This is a genomic window from Streptomyces marianii, from assembly GCF_005795905.1.
Classification (GTDB): domain Bacteria; phylum Actinomycetota; class Actinomycetes; order Streptomycetales; family Streptomycetaceae; genus Streptomyces; species Streptomyces marianii.
On record NZ_VAWE01000001.1, the window covers coordinates 7643712 to 7658794 of the forward strand.

A 15083-nucleotide genomic window follows, 5' to 3' on the forward strand; every position below is an offset into this window, starting at 1 on the left:
CATGGCGCGTGACTACTACGACGTGCTCGGCGTCGGCCGTGGCGCCGGTTCCGACGAGATCCAGGCGGCGTTCCGCAAGCTGGCCCGCCGGCACCACCCCGACGTCAACAGGGACCCGGAGGCCGAGGAGCGGTTCCGGGAGATCAACGAGGCGTACGGCGTGCTGTCCGACCCCGACACGCGCCGCCGCTACGACCGGTTCGGCGAGCACTTCCGGGACGTCCCGGAGGACTACGACGAGCGTGTCGCGGCCGCCGCGGGTGCCCGGGGCGGCGCCGGACCGGGCGGCGCCGGCCGCCGGGTCCGCTTCGTGTCCGACTTCGGCGACGGCTACGAGGGCGGCGCGGGCGTGGACTTCGAGGACCTGTTCGGCGGGCTGTTCGGCCGCGGCGGGACCGGGACCGGGGGGCCCGTGCCCGGCGCGGACCAGGAGGCGGAGCTCCCGCTCCGCGTCGAAGAGGCCTACCACGGCGGCAGACGCGGCATCACCCTCTCGGGACCGGACGGTCCGCGGACCTACGACGTGAACGTTCCCCGCGGCGTCCTCGACGGCCAGCGCATCCGGCTGGCCGGAGAGGGCGGCCGGGGGAGCGGCGGCGGCTCGTCGGGCGACCTGTATCTGCGGGTGCGGATCACACCGGACTCGCGGTTCCGGCTGGAGGGCCGTGACATCCACGTGGTCCTCCCGGTCACCCCCTGGGAGGCCGCGCTCGGCGCCACCGTGCCCGTTTCCACCCCCGGCGGCACGGCGAAGGTCGCAGTGCCGGGCGGTTCCTCCAGCGGCCGCAGGCTGCGGCTGCGCGGTGAGGGGATGCCCAACCCCCGCGGCGGCGACGGGGACCTCTACGCGGAGGTCCGGATCATGGTGCCGCCGAAGCTCTCCGAACGCGAACGCGAACTGTTCGGCCGACTCGCCGCCGACACCACCTTCGACCCGAGGAAGCCAGGATGACCCACGACCCCCGGTCCGCGGAGCGGGCCCCCGGGCACCGCCCGGCGACACCACCGGCCCGGCAGTCGGGCGTGAACGTCGTCGTACGGCGCTACGCGATGGATCCGGTCCCGCGGCTGGACCTGGACGCCGTGGCACGCCGCGCCTCCCTCCACCCCGAGGCCGTGCGGCGGTTCGTCGCGCTCGGCCTGATCGACGCGACCCGCGGCGCTGACGGACGGCTGTGGTTCGACCGGAGCGCGCCTTCGGCACTCGCCCGCATCCAACGCCTACGGGCCGGGCTGCACCTCAACTACGCCTCCCTCGGTCTGGTGCTCGATCTGCTCGACCGGATCAGCGAACTGGAGGACGCGCTGAGGCGCAGCAACGCCGGCGCCAGGAGTGATGAATCGTGGATATGAACCGGCTGACCCAGAAGTCGCAGGAAGCCCTGCGGGAAGCACAGACGATCGCCGGACGGCTCGACCAGACCGAGGTCGACGGCGAGCATCTGCTGCTCGCCCTCATCGACCAGCCCGAGGGCCTGGTGCCCCGGCTGCTCGACCGGGCGGACGTCGACACCCAGGGGCTGCGCAGGGCCGTGACGGAGTCGCTGGCCCGCCGGCCCAGGGTGACCGGACCCGGAGCCCAGCCCGGCCAGGTGTTCATCACCCAGCGGCTCGCCCAGGTGCTGGACACCGCCGAGCAGGAGGCCAAGCGGCTCAAGGACGAGTACGTCTCCGTCGAGCACCTCGTCCTCGCCCTCGTGGACGAGGGCTCGAGGACCTCCGCGGGCCGGCTGCTCAAGGAGTTCGGCGTCACGAAGGAGTCGTTCCTCGACGCCCTCACGCAGATCCGCGGGCACCAGCGCGTCACCTCCGCCACCCCCGAGGGCTCGTACGAGGCACTCGAGAAGTACGGCCGGGACCTGGTCGCCGAGGCCCGCGGCGGAAGGACGGACCCGGTCATCGGCCGCGACGCGGAGATCCGCCGCGTCATCCAGATCCTGAGCCGGAAGACGAAGAACAACCCCGTCCTGATCGGCGACCCGGGCGTCGGCAAGACGGCGATCGTGGAGGGACTGGCCCAGCGGATCGTACGCGGGGACGTGCCCGACGGTCTCCGCGACCGGACGATCTTCGCCCTCGACATGAGCCTGCTGGTCGCGGGTGCCAAGTACCGGGGAGAGTTCGAGGAACGGCTGCAGGCGGTGCTCGGCGAGGTCAAGGGCGCCGAGGGGCGGATCCTGCTCTTCGTCGACGAACTGCACACCGTCGTCGGCGCGGGCGGAGGCCCCGAGGGCGCCATGGACGCCGGGAACATGCTCAAGCCGATGCTGGCACGCGGCGAACTCCACATGATCGGCGCCACCACCCTCGCCGAGTACCGCAAGTACGTCGAGTCCGACGCCGCCCTCGAACGCCGCTTCCAGCAGGTGGCCGTGGACGAGCCCAGCGTCGAGGACACCATCTCCATCCTTCGCGGTCTGCGCGAACGCCTGGAGGTCTTCCACGGGGTGAAGATCCAGGACACCGCGCTCGTCGCGGCGGCCACCCTCAGCCACCGCTACATCTCCGACCGGTTCCTGCCGGACAAGGCCATCGACCTCGTGGACGAGGCCTGTGCCCGGTTGCGGACGGAGATCGACTCGATGCCGGCAGAACTCGACGAGATCACCCGCCGGGTGACCCGGCTGGAGATCGAGGAGGCGGCACTCGAGACGGAGACCGAACCCGCCAGCCGCAAGCGCCTCGAGGAACTCCGGCGCGAACTGGCCGATCTGCGTGCCGAGGCCGACGCCATGCACGCCAAGTGGGAGGCCGAGCGCCAGGCCATCAGGCGGGTGCAGGAACTGCGCCAGGACCTGGAACAGGCTCGGCAGGAGGCCGAGGAGGCCGAGCGGAACTACGACCTCAACCGGGCCGCGGAACTCCGCTACGGCAGGATCACCGAACTGGAGAGGCGGCTCGCGGCCGAGGAGGACTCCCTCGCCGCCAAGCAGGGCGAGAACCGGCTGCTGCACGAGGTGGTCACGGAGGACGAGATCGCCGAGATCGTCGCCGCGTGGACCGGGATCCCCGTCACCCGGCTCCAGGAGAGCGAACGCGAGAAGCTGCTGCGGCTCGACGAGATCCTCGGCGAGCGCGTCGTCGGACAGGGCGAGGCGGTCAGACTCGTCACCGACGCCATCATCCGGGCCCGGTCCGGCATCCGGGACCCGCGGAGGCCGATCGGCTCGTTCGTCTTCCTCGGCCCGACCGGCGTGGGCAAGACCGAGCTCGCCAAGGCGCTGGCGGCGGCGCTCTTCGACAGCGAGGAGAGCCTGATCCGCCTGGACATGAGCGAGTACCAGGAACGGCACACCGTCAGCAGACTGGTCGGCGCGCCCCCGGGATACGTCGGCTACGAGGAGGGGGGCCAGATCACCGAGGCCGTCCGCCGCAAGCCGTACTCCGTCGTCCTGTTCGACGAGATCGAGAAGGCGCACGCGGACGTCTTCAACACCCTGCTGCAGGTGCTCGACGACGGCCGGATCACCGACTCCCAGGGCCGCACGGTCGACTTCCGCAACACCGTCGTCATCATGACCTCCAACATCGGGTCGACGTACCTGCTCGACGGCGTCACCGCCGACGGCGAGATCAAGCCCGAGACCCGGGCCCTGGTCATGGGCGATCTGCAGGCACACTTCCGGCCGGAGTTCCTCAACCGCATCGACGACGTCGTACTGTTCAAGCCTCTCGGCATGGCGCAGATCAAGAAGATCGTCGACCTCCAGTTCGACGATCTGCGCCGGCGGCTCGGGGAGCGGCAGATCACCCTGGAACTCAGCGACGCCGCCCGCGAGCACATCGCCGAGCAGGGCTTCGACCCCGTCTACGGTGCCCGGCCGTTGCGCCGCTACATCTCGCACGAGGTCGAGACCCTGGTCGGCCGTGCGCTGATCCGCGGTGACGTGCGGGACGGCTCGACGGTCCGGGTCGGCGAGCAGGATGGCGAACTCGTCGTCACCTACGACGAAGCGCCCAGCCGGCCGCGACCCGTCCAGGAGGCCGCGTGAGCCCGGTGAACCCGACCGACACGGGCGGCAGAACGGTCGCGTGCACCGAGTGCGGCCGCGGGAACCGCGTGCCGGCGGCCGCCGACGGCCGTCCGCGCTGCGGGAGCTGCAAGGCCCCGCTCCCGTGGATCGCCGACGCGGGCGACGGCGACTTCGAGGAGGTCGCTCAGAGGGCCGCGCCCGTCGTACTCGTCGACCTGTGGGCCACCTGGTGCGGACCGTGCCGTACGGTCGGTCCGGCGCTGGAGCAGGTCGCACGGGAACTGGCCGGTCGGATCAAGCTGGTCAGGGTCGACGTCGACCAGGCGCCGCGCATCGCGCAGAAGTTCCAGGTGCAGGCCGTACCTACCCTGATCCTGATGGACCGGGGAGAGGTGATCGCCCGACAGGCGGGCGCGGCCCCCGCACCCGCTCTGCGCCAGTGGGTCGAACAGGCCCTGCGAGGCCGCCGCTGAACTCCCGCAAGCCGCCGAACGGAGGCCGCCCGTGAAGGAGACCGATCCGCATCTCGACATGGTGCGTGCGGTGTCGCCGAACACCGCACGGCGGTAGCGTCAGTTCCATGATCGTATGGCTCAACGGCACCCACGGCGCAGGCAAGACGACGACCAGTGCTCTTGTGCAGCAGCTGATCCCGGATTCACGGGTGTTCGACGCCGAGAAGGTCGGCGAGACACTCATGGACATCACGCCGGGGCTGCCCGAGACGGACAACTTCCAGCACTGGCCGCCGTGGAGGCCGCTCGTAGTCGAGACCGCTCGCCGCGTACTCGACTACACCGGCGGCACTCTGGTGATGCCCATGACTGTCCTGATCGAGGAGTACTGGCGCGAGATCAGCACGGGCCTCGCCAACCATGCCATTCCGATACGGCACTTCGTCCTCCATGCCGACCAGGTCACCCTCTGTGAGCGCATCGCGGGCGACACTGTTCTTGGCCCCAACTCCCCGTTCCGTCTCAAATACCTTGAGCCCTATGCCGAGGCGGCCCGCACGTGGCTACACGGTGAGGCCGAGGTCATCGACACCACCCACCTCACGCCCGCACAGGCAGCCCTGCGGATCGCAGAGGCCGTCAAGAGTTGAGGCCCGCCCGCCACACGAAACAGGCCCGGCGAGGATTGGACACGGTTCTGCGGAACGTGTTCGGAGGACACGAGCGCGGAATGCCGAAGCCTCGCAGGTCACGGCGATGCCGTTGGACACCGAAACGCGGAACCTACACGACGATGGTCAGATCGGGCTCCAGCCCGGCCCGGTGGACCATCCGCAGCAGCGCGGTGGCGAACAGCCCGTACAGCGTGCCGATCTCCAGGATGCTCCCGTTCGGTGGTGAGAGCGGTGGAATCGACGCGAGCTTGCCGCACACGTTGGACGTGGACCCGGCGAGCCGGCCGACCCTGAGCGCCTGCATGGCCACCACCGTGCGGTCGGCGACGACGACGCTGCGGCGGCCGTCCCACCCCGCCGGGACGACGGGTTGCGGATTGCTTTGAACACTCCGTGGCACGCGTCCGTATGGAACTCAAGCGGGTCCCCCACAGCCGTTCGCGTTCCACGCGCGAACCGGCAGAGACGCACAGGAGTTCCATTGAGAAGAAGTGCACGCAGACGCTCAACGGGCGGCAGGAGAGTAGTGGCGGCCTCGATCGCGCTCATGCTGGGCGGGGGCGGTCTGATCGCCGTCAACACCTATGCCTCGGCCGGCGAGGGGTGGGGGCAGTCGCAGAACCAGACCCTCGGAGCCGGCGCCGCCGCGTCCACCATCAAGTGCCCGGAGGTCGCGAACGGGCTCTCGGAGGTGCCGGACGCGGCGCGTTCCGAGGTCGACAAGGAACTGGCCGCGATGGACAGCCAGATCACGGAGGCATACAAGCGGTTTGCCGACCAGAAGGAACAGGTCGCGCGGGACCCGAAGTTCGCCGAGAACGCGGTCCTCGGTCCGTTGGAGGACAAACGGACGGCCAGCCTCGACCGCATCTCCACGGCGATCGGCCGGTCGGGCGAACGCCCCAAGGGCCTCGAGTCCATGGCGGCCTGCGAGTTGCAGGAGGACGACGCCGACAAGGAGGGGCAGGACGGCGGTCAGGGTCAGGGTCAGGACAACGGCGGTCAGGACCAGGGTCAGGACAACGGCCAGGGCGGCGGGAACGGCGGTCAGGCCGGCAACGGCCCGGAGCAGTCCGACTTCGTCGACATCGAGTCCGTCCAGCCGAACGTCGACAACCCGCGCAACCGGCGCGGTGCCTCCCGGGGCACGTTCACGACCAGCTGCGGTGTGAACGAGAACGGGAAGTTCAACCCGGACAACGTGATCGTCGCTCCCGGTGTCGCCAACGGCGCCCACCACATGCACGACTACGTGGGCAACCAGGCCAACGACGCCTTCGCCAGCGACGACGACCTCGCCAACGGCGAGACGACCTGTGTGAACCAGGCCGACAAGTCGACGTACTACTGGCCGGTGCTGCGGCTGCAGAACGGGCAGCAGGAGAACGACGCCGACGCCGACGGCGGCGGCAAGGACCAGAACGTCGGCGAGATCCAGACGCCGTCCCAGGTCACGCTGAACTTCGTCGGCAACCCGCGCTCCAAGGTGACGGCCATGCCGCGGTTCCTGCGGATCATCACCGGCGACGCCAAGGCGTTCGTCAACGGTGACGCGAACGCGAACGCGTCGTGGAGCTGCACCGGGTTCGAGAACCGCCAGCTGAAGGACAAGTACCCGATCTGCCCCGAGGGCAGCCAGGTGGTGCGGTCGTTCAAGTTCCAGAGCTGCTGGGACGGTCAGAACACCGACAGCGCCAACCACCGCACCCATGTCGCCTTCGCCCAGGCGAACGGCGCCTGCCCCAACGGCTTCCGGGCCATTCCGCAGCTCGTGCAGCGCATCGTCTACGACGTGCCGGCGCCGGTCTTCGACGGGGAGAACCCGAGCGTCTTCGCCGTCGACTCCTTCCCGGAGCAGCTGCACAAGCCCATCACCGACCACGGCGACTTCATCAACGTCTTCGACGAGAACCTGATGGAGGAGCTGGTGAGCTGCATCAACGAGGGCCGCAAGTGCGGTCCCGGCGGTGCGGGCGCACCTCCCGCCGACGGCGGTGACAACGGCGGCGGTGACAACGGTGACGGCAACGGCGGCAACGGCGGTGACGGCAACGGCGGTGACGCCGGCAACGGGGAGAACCCCGCTGACCCGGCCCCGCCGAACGACGGTGCGACGGGCGGTCAGGACGCTCCCGACGCACCCGGCGAGCCGCAGAAGCCCGGAGGGGACACCCCGCCCGCCGACGGTGGAGCGGGCGGTCAGGACGCACCCGCTGCACCCGGCGGGGACGAAAAGCCCGGCGCTGCCGCGGGTGCCGGTCAGGACGGCGCCGGGGCCGGCGACGACGGTTCAGGGGAGCAGAACGTTCCGCAGGGCGGCGGTGACGTGAAGGACCCCGAGGTCCTCGCCGGTTCGTCCACCGGGGCGAACGGCTCGTCGCAGGCCGCCGGTGCGGGCGACGGCAAACCCACCGCCACCGCCCAGGCCACGGAGGACGCGGGGGAGAACGATCCCGAGCCCAACGGCGCCGGTCGGCCCGTGGCCGCGGGACAGGGCGGCGGGCTCGCCGAGACGGGTGCCCAGCTCTGGCCGTCCGCTGCCGGAGCCGCGCTGCTCGTCGCGGGGGGAGTCCTGCTGCTCCGTACGCGTCGTCCGCAGCGCGCGGCCGCACGCCGTCACTGACGCGGCCCCGCACATCGGTCCTGGCCGGTCCCGTCGACACGGGGCCGGCCAGGTCGTTGCGGGCGCCCGCAGCCCCCGGTCCCGTCCGTCGGACGCAGGACGGCGGGCTCAGCGCGGGGAAGGAGCAGCCGCCGGCACGGGACTGTTCGACGTGACGGTGAACAGGCCGCCGTCGGGGTCGACGAGGGTGCCCCAGTCCTCCGCCGCTGCCGGTCGGGCCGGTGCGGCGATCCGGCCGCCGAGGCCGACTGCCGTACGGACGGCGGAGTCCACGTCGGGCACGTAGAAGTACACGTGCCAGCGGGGGCGGATGTGCGGATCGGGGGCCTCGCCGGCCGCCCCGCCGGTGATCCGGGCGACCACGTCCCCCTGGTGGCGGAGGACGACATGGTCTTCCTCGTAGGCGACTTGGCAGCAACCGGGCTGTGCGCAGGCCCAGTCCAGTACCTCGGCGTAGAAGATCGCCGCTTCGAAGGCGTCGCGGGTGCGCAGTTCCAGCCAGGCCGGGGCCTTGTCGGTCCCCATGCTCCAGTCGGGGATGGCCTTGCCCTGCCAGATGCCGAACACGGCGCCGTCGCGGTCCGCGGCCAGCGCCGCCCGGCCGGTGCCGAAGCTGAGCGGGCCCACGGCCACCGTGGCGCTGCGCTCGTGTATACGGGCCGCGGTCGCGTCTGCGTCGTCCACCGCGAAGTACGGCGTCCACGCCACGGCGACCGCGAGGCTGTCCGCGAGCGCCCCGATACCGGCGACCGGAGTGCCGTCGAGGAAGCCGACGGAGAACTCCTCGCCCAGCCGGGTCGGACGGAACGCCCACCCGAGCACCTTCGAGTAGAACTCCTCCGCCGTCGGCAGGTCACGAGCCATGAGGCTCACCCAGCACGGAGCGCCGAACAGCGCATGACTTGACGTAGACACGACAGCCGCCCATCTCCACTTCGCGCGAGTCCGGACACGCGAGACTGGAGTTCTCACGCTACTCCGCTCGGCCGGTCCCCGCCGGGCCGCGTCACCTCGAGTGACCGGGGCCCGCCGATACGTGAGGAACCCGGGCTGCCATGACTGAGGGTTGGGATGGGGGGTACCCGCCGTACCCATCCGTGAAGTCCTGCCGAAGGGGAAGGGATCATGGCGGTTCCCAAGACGGCGATGCTCGCCCTCGACTGTGCCGAGCCGGAGACGCTCGCCGAGTTCTACGCGGCGCTGCTCGGCGCCGAGGTGAGGAGGACGTCCGACCCGAATCTCTTCGAGGTCGTCGGCCAGGACGGTACCGTACTGGGGTTCCAGCGCGACCATGGACTGGCGCCCCCGAGCTGGCCCCGCCCGGAGGACGCCCAGCAGGCCCATCTGCTGGTCCTGCTGAGCCCGGGAGACCTGGACGAGGCGGAGCGCGAGGCCGTGAGCCTCGGGGCGACCCCGATGGACGTGGCCGACCGGGGAACCCCGCGCGAGGCCCGGCTGCTGTCCGACCCGGCAGGCCACTCCTTCCTGCTGCGGGCCCGCGAGTAGCCCGGTCCGCGGTGGCGGGCGGTAGCTCCTCCGGTACCGGGTACGTGTCGGGCGTGCCCGTTCGTGCGGCGGCCACCTCCCGCACGGCGGCGGACGAGAGGACTCGCGGTCATGAGCACGGTGAGGGAATCCGTCGAGGTCGACGTTCCCGTCAGCACCGCGTACAACCAGTGGACGCAGTTCGAGGAGTTCCCGAAGTTCATGGAGGGCGTCAAGGAGGTGAAGCAGCTCGACGACCGTCACAACCACTGGACCGCCACGATCGGAGGCGTCCACCGGGAGTTCGACACCGAGATCGTCGACCAGCTCCCGGACGAGCGCATCACCTGGCGCACCATCGGCGCCGAGCAGCGCCGCGTTGGTGACGCGGCCCGGCGGCGGCCACGGGCCGACCGGTGGTCCGGCGGCCGCCCGCGCCGGGCGGCCGAACCGGGGCTGCCCGAAAGGCGATTGGCTCGACAGGGGCCGTCCTCGCTGAGGCGTCCCGCAGCCGGACGACGCCCGGGCAGCGCCCGCCGGGGTGTGTCGTGGGACGCGGACGGAGACCGAACGCCTCACCGCGGCGGAACAGGACACGCCGGGGTGGACGGGCGGACGGGCCATGGGAGTTCGCCGTCCGAGTGCCGGGAGCGACGCGGGACCGGGGCGCACGCGGGACCGGTACCCGTCCGTACGGGGGCGGTCGGTGGACGAGGCGTGCCGCCACCCCGCCCCGGCGGGTCGGGACCGTTGCCGGGGCCGGGACGGCTGCGGCCGGGGCTCAGCCCTCGACGACGCCCGACTTGGCGATGGTGATCTTCGCCTGGGTGGCACCGTTGCGCGACCCCAGGGACTCGATCCGCTTCACGACGTCCATGCCCTCGACGACCTCGCCGAACACGACGTGCTTGTTGTCCAGCCAGTCGGTGACGATGGTCGTGATGAAGAACTGCGAGCCGTTGGTGTTCGGGCCCGCGTTGGCCATGGACAGCTGACCGGGCTTGGTGTGCTTGATCTGGAAGTTCTCGTCGGCGAACTTGTCGCCGTAGATGCTCTTGCCTCCCGTGCCGTTGCCGGCCGTGAAGTCACCGCCCTGGAGCATGAAGTCGGGGATGACGCGGTGGAAGCCGGAGCCCTCGTAGCCGAAGCCGTGCTCGCCGGTGGCGAGCTCACGGAAGTTCCGCGCGGTCTTGGGGACCACGTCGTCGAACAGCGTGAACACGATCCGCCCGGCGGGCTCGTCGTTGATGGTGATGTCGAAGAAAACGTCGTTGCTCATGGGGCCCATGCTGTCATCCGTGCTCGTGGGAGCTCACACCAGACCCCTCCGACCAGGTGCGTGTCCGCACCGGGGGCGCTCGTAGCGGTCCGTCACCACCGCGCCGCTCACCTGTTCGTATGCGCTCGGAGCCGAATGCGGCGGAGCCGGCCGCGCATCCGGTCCGATCGGTTGCGCAGGGTCAGCATCAGGCGGATTCTGGACCTGACGAAGCCGGCCGGTGAGGGCGTCATGGACAACGAGAGAAGGGCGAACGGGGACGCCGACTTCCGCGGACCGCTCGACGTCACGAGCGCTGCCACGTTCGTGCTCGACGAGCGCGACGTCGTCATCGGCTGGAGCCACGCGGCACAGGATCTGCTCGGCTACCGGACCGACGAGATCATCGGACGGTCCGTCGCCGTGATCCTGGGGCCCGACGGAGTACCCGGTCCCGGCGCCGCACCGGAACGCCGGGCGGCAGCGGACCGGGCCGTTCGCCCGGGCGGCAGCCCCCTGGTCCCGCCCTTCCCCGAGCACGACGTGCATGCCGCCATCCACCGGGACGGCCACCGGATGCGGCTCGTGACCGCCGTCTGCCTGCTCTCCGGGACGGGCCAGGCGGAGCGCGTCGTCGTGGTGGCCGACCGCGACCGGCTCAGGGAATGGGAGTCCCGCCTCGCCATGCTCCAGGGGCTCGCCACCGAGTCGCCCCTGGGGTTCGCGATATACGACACCGACCTCCGACTCGTCTGGTGCAACGCCGCCTCGGAGCGGGAGATCGGGCGCCCGCTCGCGGAGACCCGCGGCGAGCTCGCCGAGGACCTCTACCCCAGGGGCAGGTTCGTCACCCCGGGTTACCCGGAGACGCTCCACGCGGTCATGCGTCAGGTGCTGGACACCGGGGAGCCGTTCCTCGACCTGCACTTCCGCGCGGAGCAGCCCAGCGATCCGGGCGAGGAACACCTCTGGTCCTGCTCCTACTACCGGTTGCAGGACGCGAGCGGCCATGTGTTCGGTGTGTGCGAGGACGCCTTCGACATCTCCGACCGCTACGAGGCGCAGCGCCAGGTGAACCTGCTGGTCGAGGCAGGCCGCAGCGTCGGAACGACCCTGGACGTGCTCGTCACGGCCGGTGAACTCGCCGCGGTGGCCGTGCCGGAGTACGCCGACCGCGTGGACGTGGACCTGGCCCCCGCGGTACTGGAGGGCGAGGTGCCGGGCGGTACGGGGGCCGGGGCCTCGGATCTGCTCCGCGCCGCCTCCCGTCCGGCGGGGGCTCCGGATTCCGGGACCCCGGGCCCCGGGCCCTCCGCCCACGCCACCGCCGACGGGCAGGCCGGTGGCACTCCGGGGGAACCGGGCATCCCCCCGCGGCCGGTGACGTACGCGGAGGGCTCGCCCCAGCACCGCAGCCTCGCCTCCGGCGGGCTCGTACTGGAGGACGACACCCTGGTCGTTCCCCTGCGCGCCGGGGGAGCCGTGCTGGGGCTCGCCACGTTCGTGCGCGACGGTCGGCGGAGCTTCTTCGACCGCGGGGCCGTCGCGGTGGCGGACGAACTCGTCGCCCGCGCCGCGGTGTCCGTCGACAACGCCCGTCGCTACACCCGGGAGAGGGAGTCGGCGCTGGCCCTCCAGCGGCAGCTCCTGCCCCAGCACCTCCCGTCGAACTCGGCCGTCGACCTGGCGTACCGCTATCTGCCCACGGACGATCTCAGCGGGGTCGGCGGCGACTGGTTCGACGTCATTCCACTGTCCGGAACCCGCGTCGGGCTCGTCGTCGGCGACGTGGTGGGCCACGGTCTGCACGCGGCGGCCACCATGGGTCGGCTGCGCACGACCGTACGGGCGCTGGCACCCCTGGACCTGTCGCCCGACGAACTCCTCAAACGGCTCGACGACCTCGTCGGGCAGTCGGCCCAGGACAGCGCCGACGCTCTCGGCACGCTCACCGGCGACGAGGACGTCGCGGCCGGTGCCACCTGCCTGTACGCCGTCTACGACCCCGTGTCGCGGAGCTGCACCATGGCGCGCGCCGGACACCTGCCGCCGGCGGTCGTCGAACCCGGGGGCCGCGTCACCTTCCCCGACCTGCCGGCCGGACCTCCGCTGGGGCTCGGCGGGCTGCCCTTCGAGTGCCTGGAGATCGAGCTGCCCGTCGGCAGTCTGCTCGCGCTCTTCACGGACGGTCTGGTCGAGGCCCGCGACCGGGACATCGACAAGGGGCTGGAGACCCTGGCGCATGTCCTCGCAGGCTCGGATCCCGCGGACTCCCTGGAGGACCTGTGCGACCGGGCCATCTCCGACCTGCTGCCCGACGGCACCACCAACGACGACACCGCGCTGCTGCTGGTGCGGACCCGGGAGCTGGACGACCGCAGGGTGGCCGTCTGGAGCCTGCCGGCGGAACCGGTCGCCGCGGGCCGCGCGCGCGAGTTCGTCGCGAACCGGCTGCGGTCCTGGGGGCTGGACGAACTGGTCTTCACCACCGAGCTGATCGCCAGCGAGCTGGTCACGAACGCGGTCAGATACGCCGAAGGGCCGCTGCACCTGAGGCTCATCCACGACCGCACCCTGGTGTGCGAGGTGGCGGACGCCGGCCACACCGCGCCCCATCTCCGCCACAGTGCCGACGACGACGAGGGCGGGCGCGGACTGTTCATCGTCGCCCAGCTGGTCCAGCGCTGGGGCACGCGGTACAGCCAGGACGGCAAGGCCATCTGGACGGAGCAGGCCCTCCCGGCGCCCTCCCGTCCGCGCCCCCGCGTCGGCGACTCGACCGGCCTCCCGGACGACCCGGTGCTGGCCGGCTCCTGACCCGCCGAACCTCTCCGCGTCGGGTTGCCCGCACCTGCCGTGGGATGGGCCTGTGTGCGGCCTGCCCGGATCCTCGACGGACGGTCTCTCGCCGCCCCGCCCGGCCCGGCCCGGCTCCCAGGGCGTGTGGCGAAAGTCCCTCCTGGCCCGCGACGCCTGGCACGCACGCTCGCTGCGGTGTCGGAGTCATCCGAGTACGTCCGGTACGAGGATGATCCGCCGCCTTGCGATCTTCCCCTCGGCCCGGAGGGCCTGGGGAGTCCCCACCCCCTCGGGCGGAGGGCCTGGGGAGACCCCACCCCCTCGGGCGGAGGGCCGGGCCAGACCCCATGCACCAGACGCCGCAGGGGCCCCGCCCTGCGGGCGGACGGAGCTACTTTCGCGACACGCCCAAGGGCCGCCTCACCCCCGCTCCGCCGCGATCCCCGCCGAGCAGGGATCCGAGCCCGTGACGGCGTTCCCCGAGGACGCGCTCCGAGGCCGCCGCCTCGGCCGCCGTGCCGAACGCCTCCGGGGCGCGGGCCGTCGAGCGGTGAGCCGCGACCGCCGCGGCGGTGTCGGCGGCCACGAGTTCGGCGTTGATCGCCATGGCCGCCTGGGCTCCCGACGCCGCCGCCACGGCGACGCTCGCCATGAGGTCGGTGACGTTGCCCGCCACCCACACCCCCTCGGCGGCCGTCGCCCCCCGTGCGTCGGACTCCACGTAACGGCCCACGCCCATGGGGTGTTCGGCGGTCGTCACGCCGAGTCCGGCGAGCAGATCCCCGCGTGCCGCGAGTCTCGGGCCCACCGCCAGTGCCCGGACCGGCACCTGCCGGCCCGATGCCAGCCGCACCCCGCAGAGTCGGTCGTCCTCGACCGAGAGACCGGTCACCTCGCCGTCGACCACGGCGATGCCACGCGCCGCCAGCTGCTCCCACTGCTCCTCGGCCGGGTCTTCCGCGGTGTGGAGGAACAGGGTCACGTCCGGCGTCCACTGCCGGAACAGCAGCGCCTGGTGCACCGCCGCGGGACCGCTCGCGAGCACCCCGATCGGCTCGTCCCGCACCTCCCAGCCGTGGCAGTACGGGCAGTGCAGCACATCCCGGCCCCAGCGCTCGCGCAGGCCCGGAACGCCCGGCAGCTCGTCGACCAGACCGGAGGTCACCAGCAGGTGCCGTGCCAGGTGGCTGCCGCCGCTCGCGGTCTCCACCACGAAGCGGCCGCCGTCCCGGCGGATGCCCGTCACCGTGTCCGGCACGATCGTCCCGCCGTACCGGCCGACCTCTTCCCGCCCGGTGCGCAGCAGCTCGCCCGGGGGCATTCCCTCCCGGCCGAGGAGGCCGTGGACTCCGGCGGCGGGGGCGTTGCGCGGCTCCCCGGAGTCGACCACCAGCACGGTCCTCCTGGCCCGGGCCAGGGTCAGCGCGGCGGACAGCCCGGCGGCGCCGCCCCCCACGATCACGACGTCCAGTTCCGCGAGATTCCGCTCTTTCGTCTCGTCCATGGCGCCACCCTGCGACCCTTCCGGACAGCGAGGCAATGCTTCTTGCCGTTTCGGCAAACCCCCGCTGCCGTGTTCCGTCCGACTCACGCTCACGGCGGTACGAGCACGGCCACGCCCGTGACCTTCCCGGCCGCCAGGTCCGCCAGCGCCCGGTCCGCCTGCCGCATCGGATAGCGCACGGCCCGCACGGTGAGGCGCCCCCGCGCGGCCTCGGCGAGGAAGGCGCGCCCGTCGTCCCGGGTGTTGGCGGCGACGCTGCGCACGGTGCGCTCCTGGAACAGGTGCCGCTCGTAGTCGAGCGGTGGCACGTC

At 71.9% G+C, this 15083-nt stretch carries 13 protein-coding genes and 1 pseudogene; 9 read left to right on the forward strand and 5 right to left on the reverse strand.

The genetic code is table 11. The features are described from left to right. Nucleotide 1 precedes the first annotated feature (1 nt). From FEF34_RS34585 to FEF34_RS34605, 5 genes are all read left to right on the forward strand, one after another. Nucleotides 2-952 carry a DnaJ C-terminal domain-containing protein gene (locus FEF34_RS34585; protein ID WP_138056678.1) on the forward strand — a complete coding sequence of 317 codons (951 nt, stop codon included), beginning with the start codon at nucleotides 2-4 and terminating at the stop codon, nucleotides 950-952. Further along, entirely contained in the window at nucleotides 949-1353 is a 405-nt protein-coding gene (locus FEF34_RS34590) for a chaperone modulator CbpM (RefSeq protein WP_138056679.1), read from the forward strand. Before FEF34_RS34585 ends, FEF34_RS34590 begins: the two co-directional genes overlap by 4 nt. Further along, nucleotides 1344-3992, forward strand: a complete 2649-nt coding sequence (gene clpB / locus FEF34_RS34595) for an ATP-dependent chaperone ClpB (RefSeq protein WP_138056680.1) — start codon at nucleotides 1344-1346, stop codon at nucleotides 3990-3992. The genes FEF34_RS34590 and clpB overlap by 10 nt, the downstream gene beginning before the upstream one ends. Continuing rightward, a complete protein-coding gene (trxA, locus tag FEF34_RS34600) occupies nucleotides 3989-4447 on the forward strand; it encodes a thioredoxin (RefSeq protein ID WP_234042664.1) in 459 nt (152 codons plus the stop codon). Before clpB ends, trxA begins: the two co-directional genes overlap by 4 nt. A 107-nt stretch (nucleotides 4448-4554) precedes the next feature. Further along, nucleotides 4555-5079 carry a P-loop NTPase family protein gene (locus tag FEF34_RS34605; protein ID WP_138056681.1) on the forward strand — a complete coding sequence of 175 codons (525 nt, stop codon included), beginning with the start codon at nucleotides 4555-4557 and terminating at the stop codon, nucleotides 5077-5079. A 133-nt stretch (nucleotides 5080-5212) separates the two neighbouring features. Here the strand turns inward: FEF34_RS34605 and FEF34_RS34610 are convergent, their stop codons facing one another. Further along, the gene (locus FEF34_RS34610; protein ID WP_234042665.1) at nucleotides 5213-5503 is read right to left on the reverse strand and encodes a hypothetical protein; all 291 of its coding nucleotides are present in this window, start codon (nucleotides 5501-5503) and stop codon (nucleotides 5213-5215) included. Nucleotides 5504-5650: 147 nt separating this feature from the next. Here FEF34_RS34610 and FEF34_RS34615 point away from each other — a divergent pair, with 147 nt between their 5' ends. After that, the gene (locus FEF34_RS34615; protein WP_138057906.1) at nucleotides 5651-7726 is read left to right on the forward strand and encodes a DUF1996 domain-containing protein; all 2076 of its coding nucleotides are present in this window, start codon (nucleotides 5651-5653) and stop codon (nucleotides 7724-7726) included. 108 nt (nucleotides 7727-7834) lie between these two features. On the opposite strand, the gene FEF34_RS34620 is transcribed toward FEF34_RS34615, so the two are convergent. Further along, entirely contained in the window at nucleotides 7835-8590 is a 756-nt protein-coding gene (locus FEF34_RS34620) for a VOC family protein (RefSeq protein ID WP_138056682.1), read from the reverse strand. Between the two features lie 261 nt (nucleotides 8591-8851). Between FEF34_RS34620 and FEF34_RS34625 the strand changes: the two genes are divergently transcribed. Continuing rightward, on the forward strand, nucleotides 8852-9232 hold the full coding sequence (locus FEF34_RS34625; protein WP_171053208.1) for a VOC family protein: 381 nt from the start codon (nucleotides 8852-8854) through the stop codon (nucleotides 9230-9232). Between the two features lie 111 nt (nucleotides 9233-9343). Further along, nucleotides 9344-9595, forward strand: a pseudogene (locus FEF34_RS34630) (SRPBCC family protein); the annotation flags it as partial. Between the two features lie 397 nt (nucleotides 9596-9992). Here FEF34_RS34630 and FEF34_RS34635 read toward each other — a convergent pair. Next, nucleotides 9993-10490, reverse strand: a complete 498-nt coding sequence (locus FEF34_RS34635; RefSeq protein WP_138056683.1) for a peptidylprolyl isomerase — start codon at nucleotides 10488-10490, stop codon at nucleotides 9993-9995. 231 nt (nucleotides 10491-10721) lie between these two features. Here FEF34_RS34635 and FEF34_RS34640 point away from each other — a divergent pair, with 231 nt between their 5' ends. Next, nucleotides 10722-13286, forward strand: coding sequence for a SpoIIE family protein phosphatase (locus tag FEF34_RS34640; RefSeq protein WP_171053209.1), 2565 nt, complete (start codon nucleotides 10722-10724; stop codon nucleotides 13284-13286). 373 nt (nucleotides 13287-13659) lie between these two features. On the opposite strand, the gene FEF34_RS34645 is transcribed toward FEF34_RS34640, so the two are convergent. Both FEF34_RS34645 and FEF34_RS43395 read right to left on the reverse strand, forming a co-directional pair. Continuing rightward, nucleotides 13660-14772 (reverse strand): NAD(P)/FAD-dependent oxidoreductase, encoded by a 1113-nt coding sequence (locus FEF34_RS34645; RefSeq protein ID WP_138056685.1) that lies wholly within the window; start codon nucleotides 14770-14772, stop codon nucleotides 13660-13662. An 89-nt stretch (nucleotides 14773-14861) separates the two neighbouring features. Next, a complete protein-coding gene (locus FEF34_RS43395; RefSeq protein ID WP_234042666.1) occupies nucleotides 14862-15080 on the reverse strand; it encodes an MDR/zinc-dependent alcohol dehydrogenase-like family protein in 219 nt (72 codons plus the stop codon). Between the last annotated feature and the right edge of the window lie 3 nt (nucleotides 15081-15083).

Coding starts and splice junctions, on each gene's coding strand:
- FEF34_RS34585 (WP_138056678.1), top strand. CDS start 2: ATGGCGCGTGACTACTACGACGTGCTCGGCGTCGGCCGTGGCGCCGGT.
- FEF34_RS34590 (WP_138056679.1), top strand. CDS start 949: ATGACCCACGACCCCCGGTCCGCGGAGCGGGCCCCCGGGCACCGCCCG.
- FEF34_RS34605 (WP_138056681.1), top strand. CDS start 4,555: ATGATCGTATGGCTCAACGGCACCCACGGCGCAGGCAAGACGACGACC.
- FEF34_RS34615 (WP_138057906.1), top strand. CDS start 5,651: ATGCTGGGCGGGGGCGGTCTGATCGCCGTCAACACCTATGCCTCGGCC.
- FEF34_RS34620 (WP_138056682.1), bottom strand. CDS start 8,590: ATGGCTCGTGACCTGCCGACGGCGGAGGAGTTCTACTCGAAGGTGCTC.
- FEF34_RS34625 (WP_171053208.1), top strand. CDS start 8,852: ATGGCGGTTCCCAAGACGGCGATGCTCGCCCTCGACTGTGCCGAGCCG.
- FEF34_RS34635 (WP_138056683.1), bottom strand. CDS start 10,490: ATGAGCAACGACGTTTTCTTCGACATCACCATCAACGACGAGCCCGCC.
- FEF34_RS34640 (WP_171053209.1), top strand. CDS start 10,722: ATGGACAACGAGAGAAGGGCGAACGGGGACGCCGACTTCCGCGGACCG.
- FEF34_RS34645 (WP_138056685.1), bottom strand. CDS start 14,772: ATGGACGAGACGAAAGAGCGGAATCTCGCGGAACTGGACGTCGTGATC.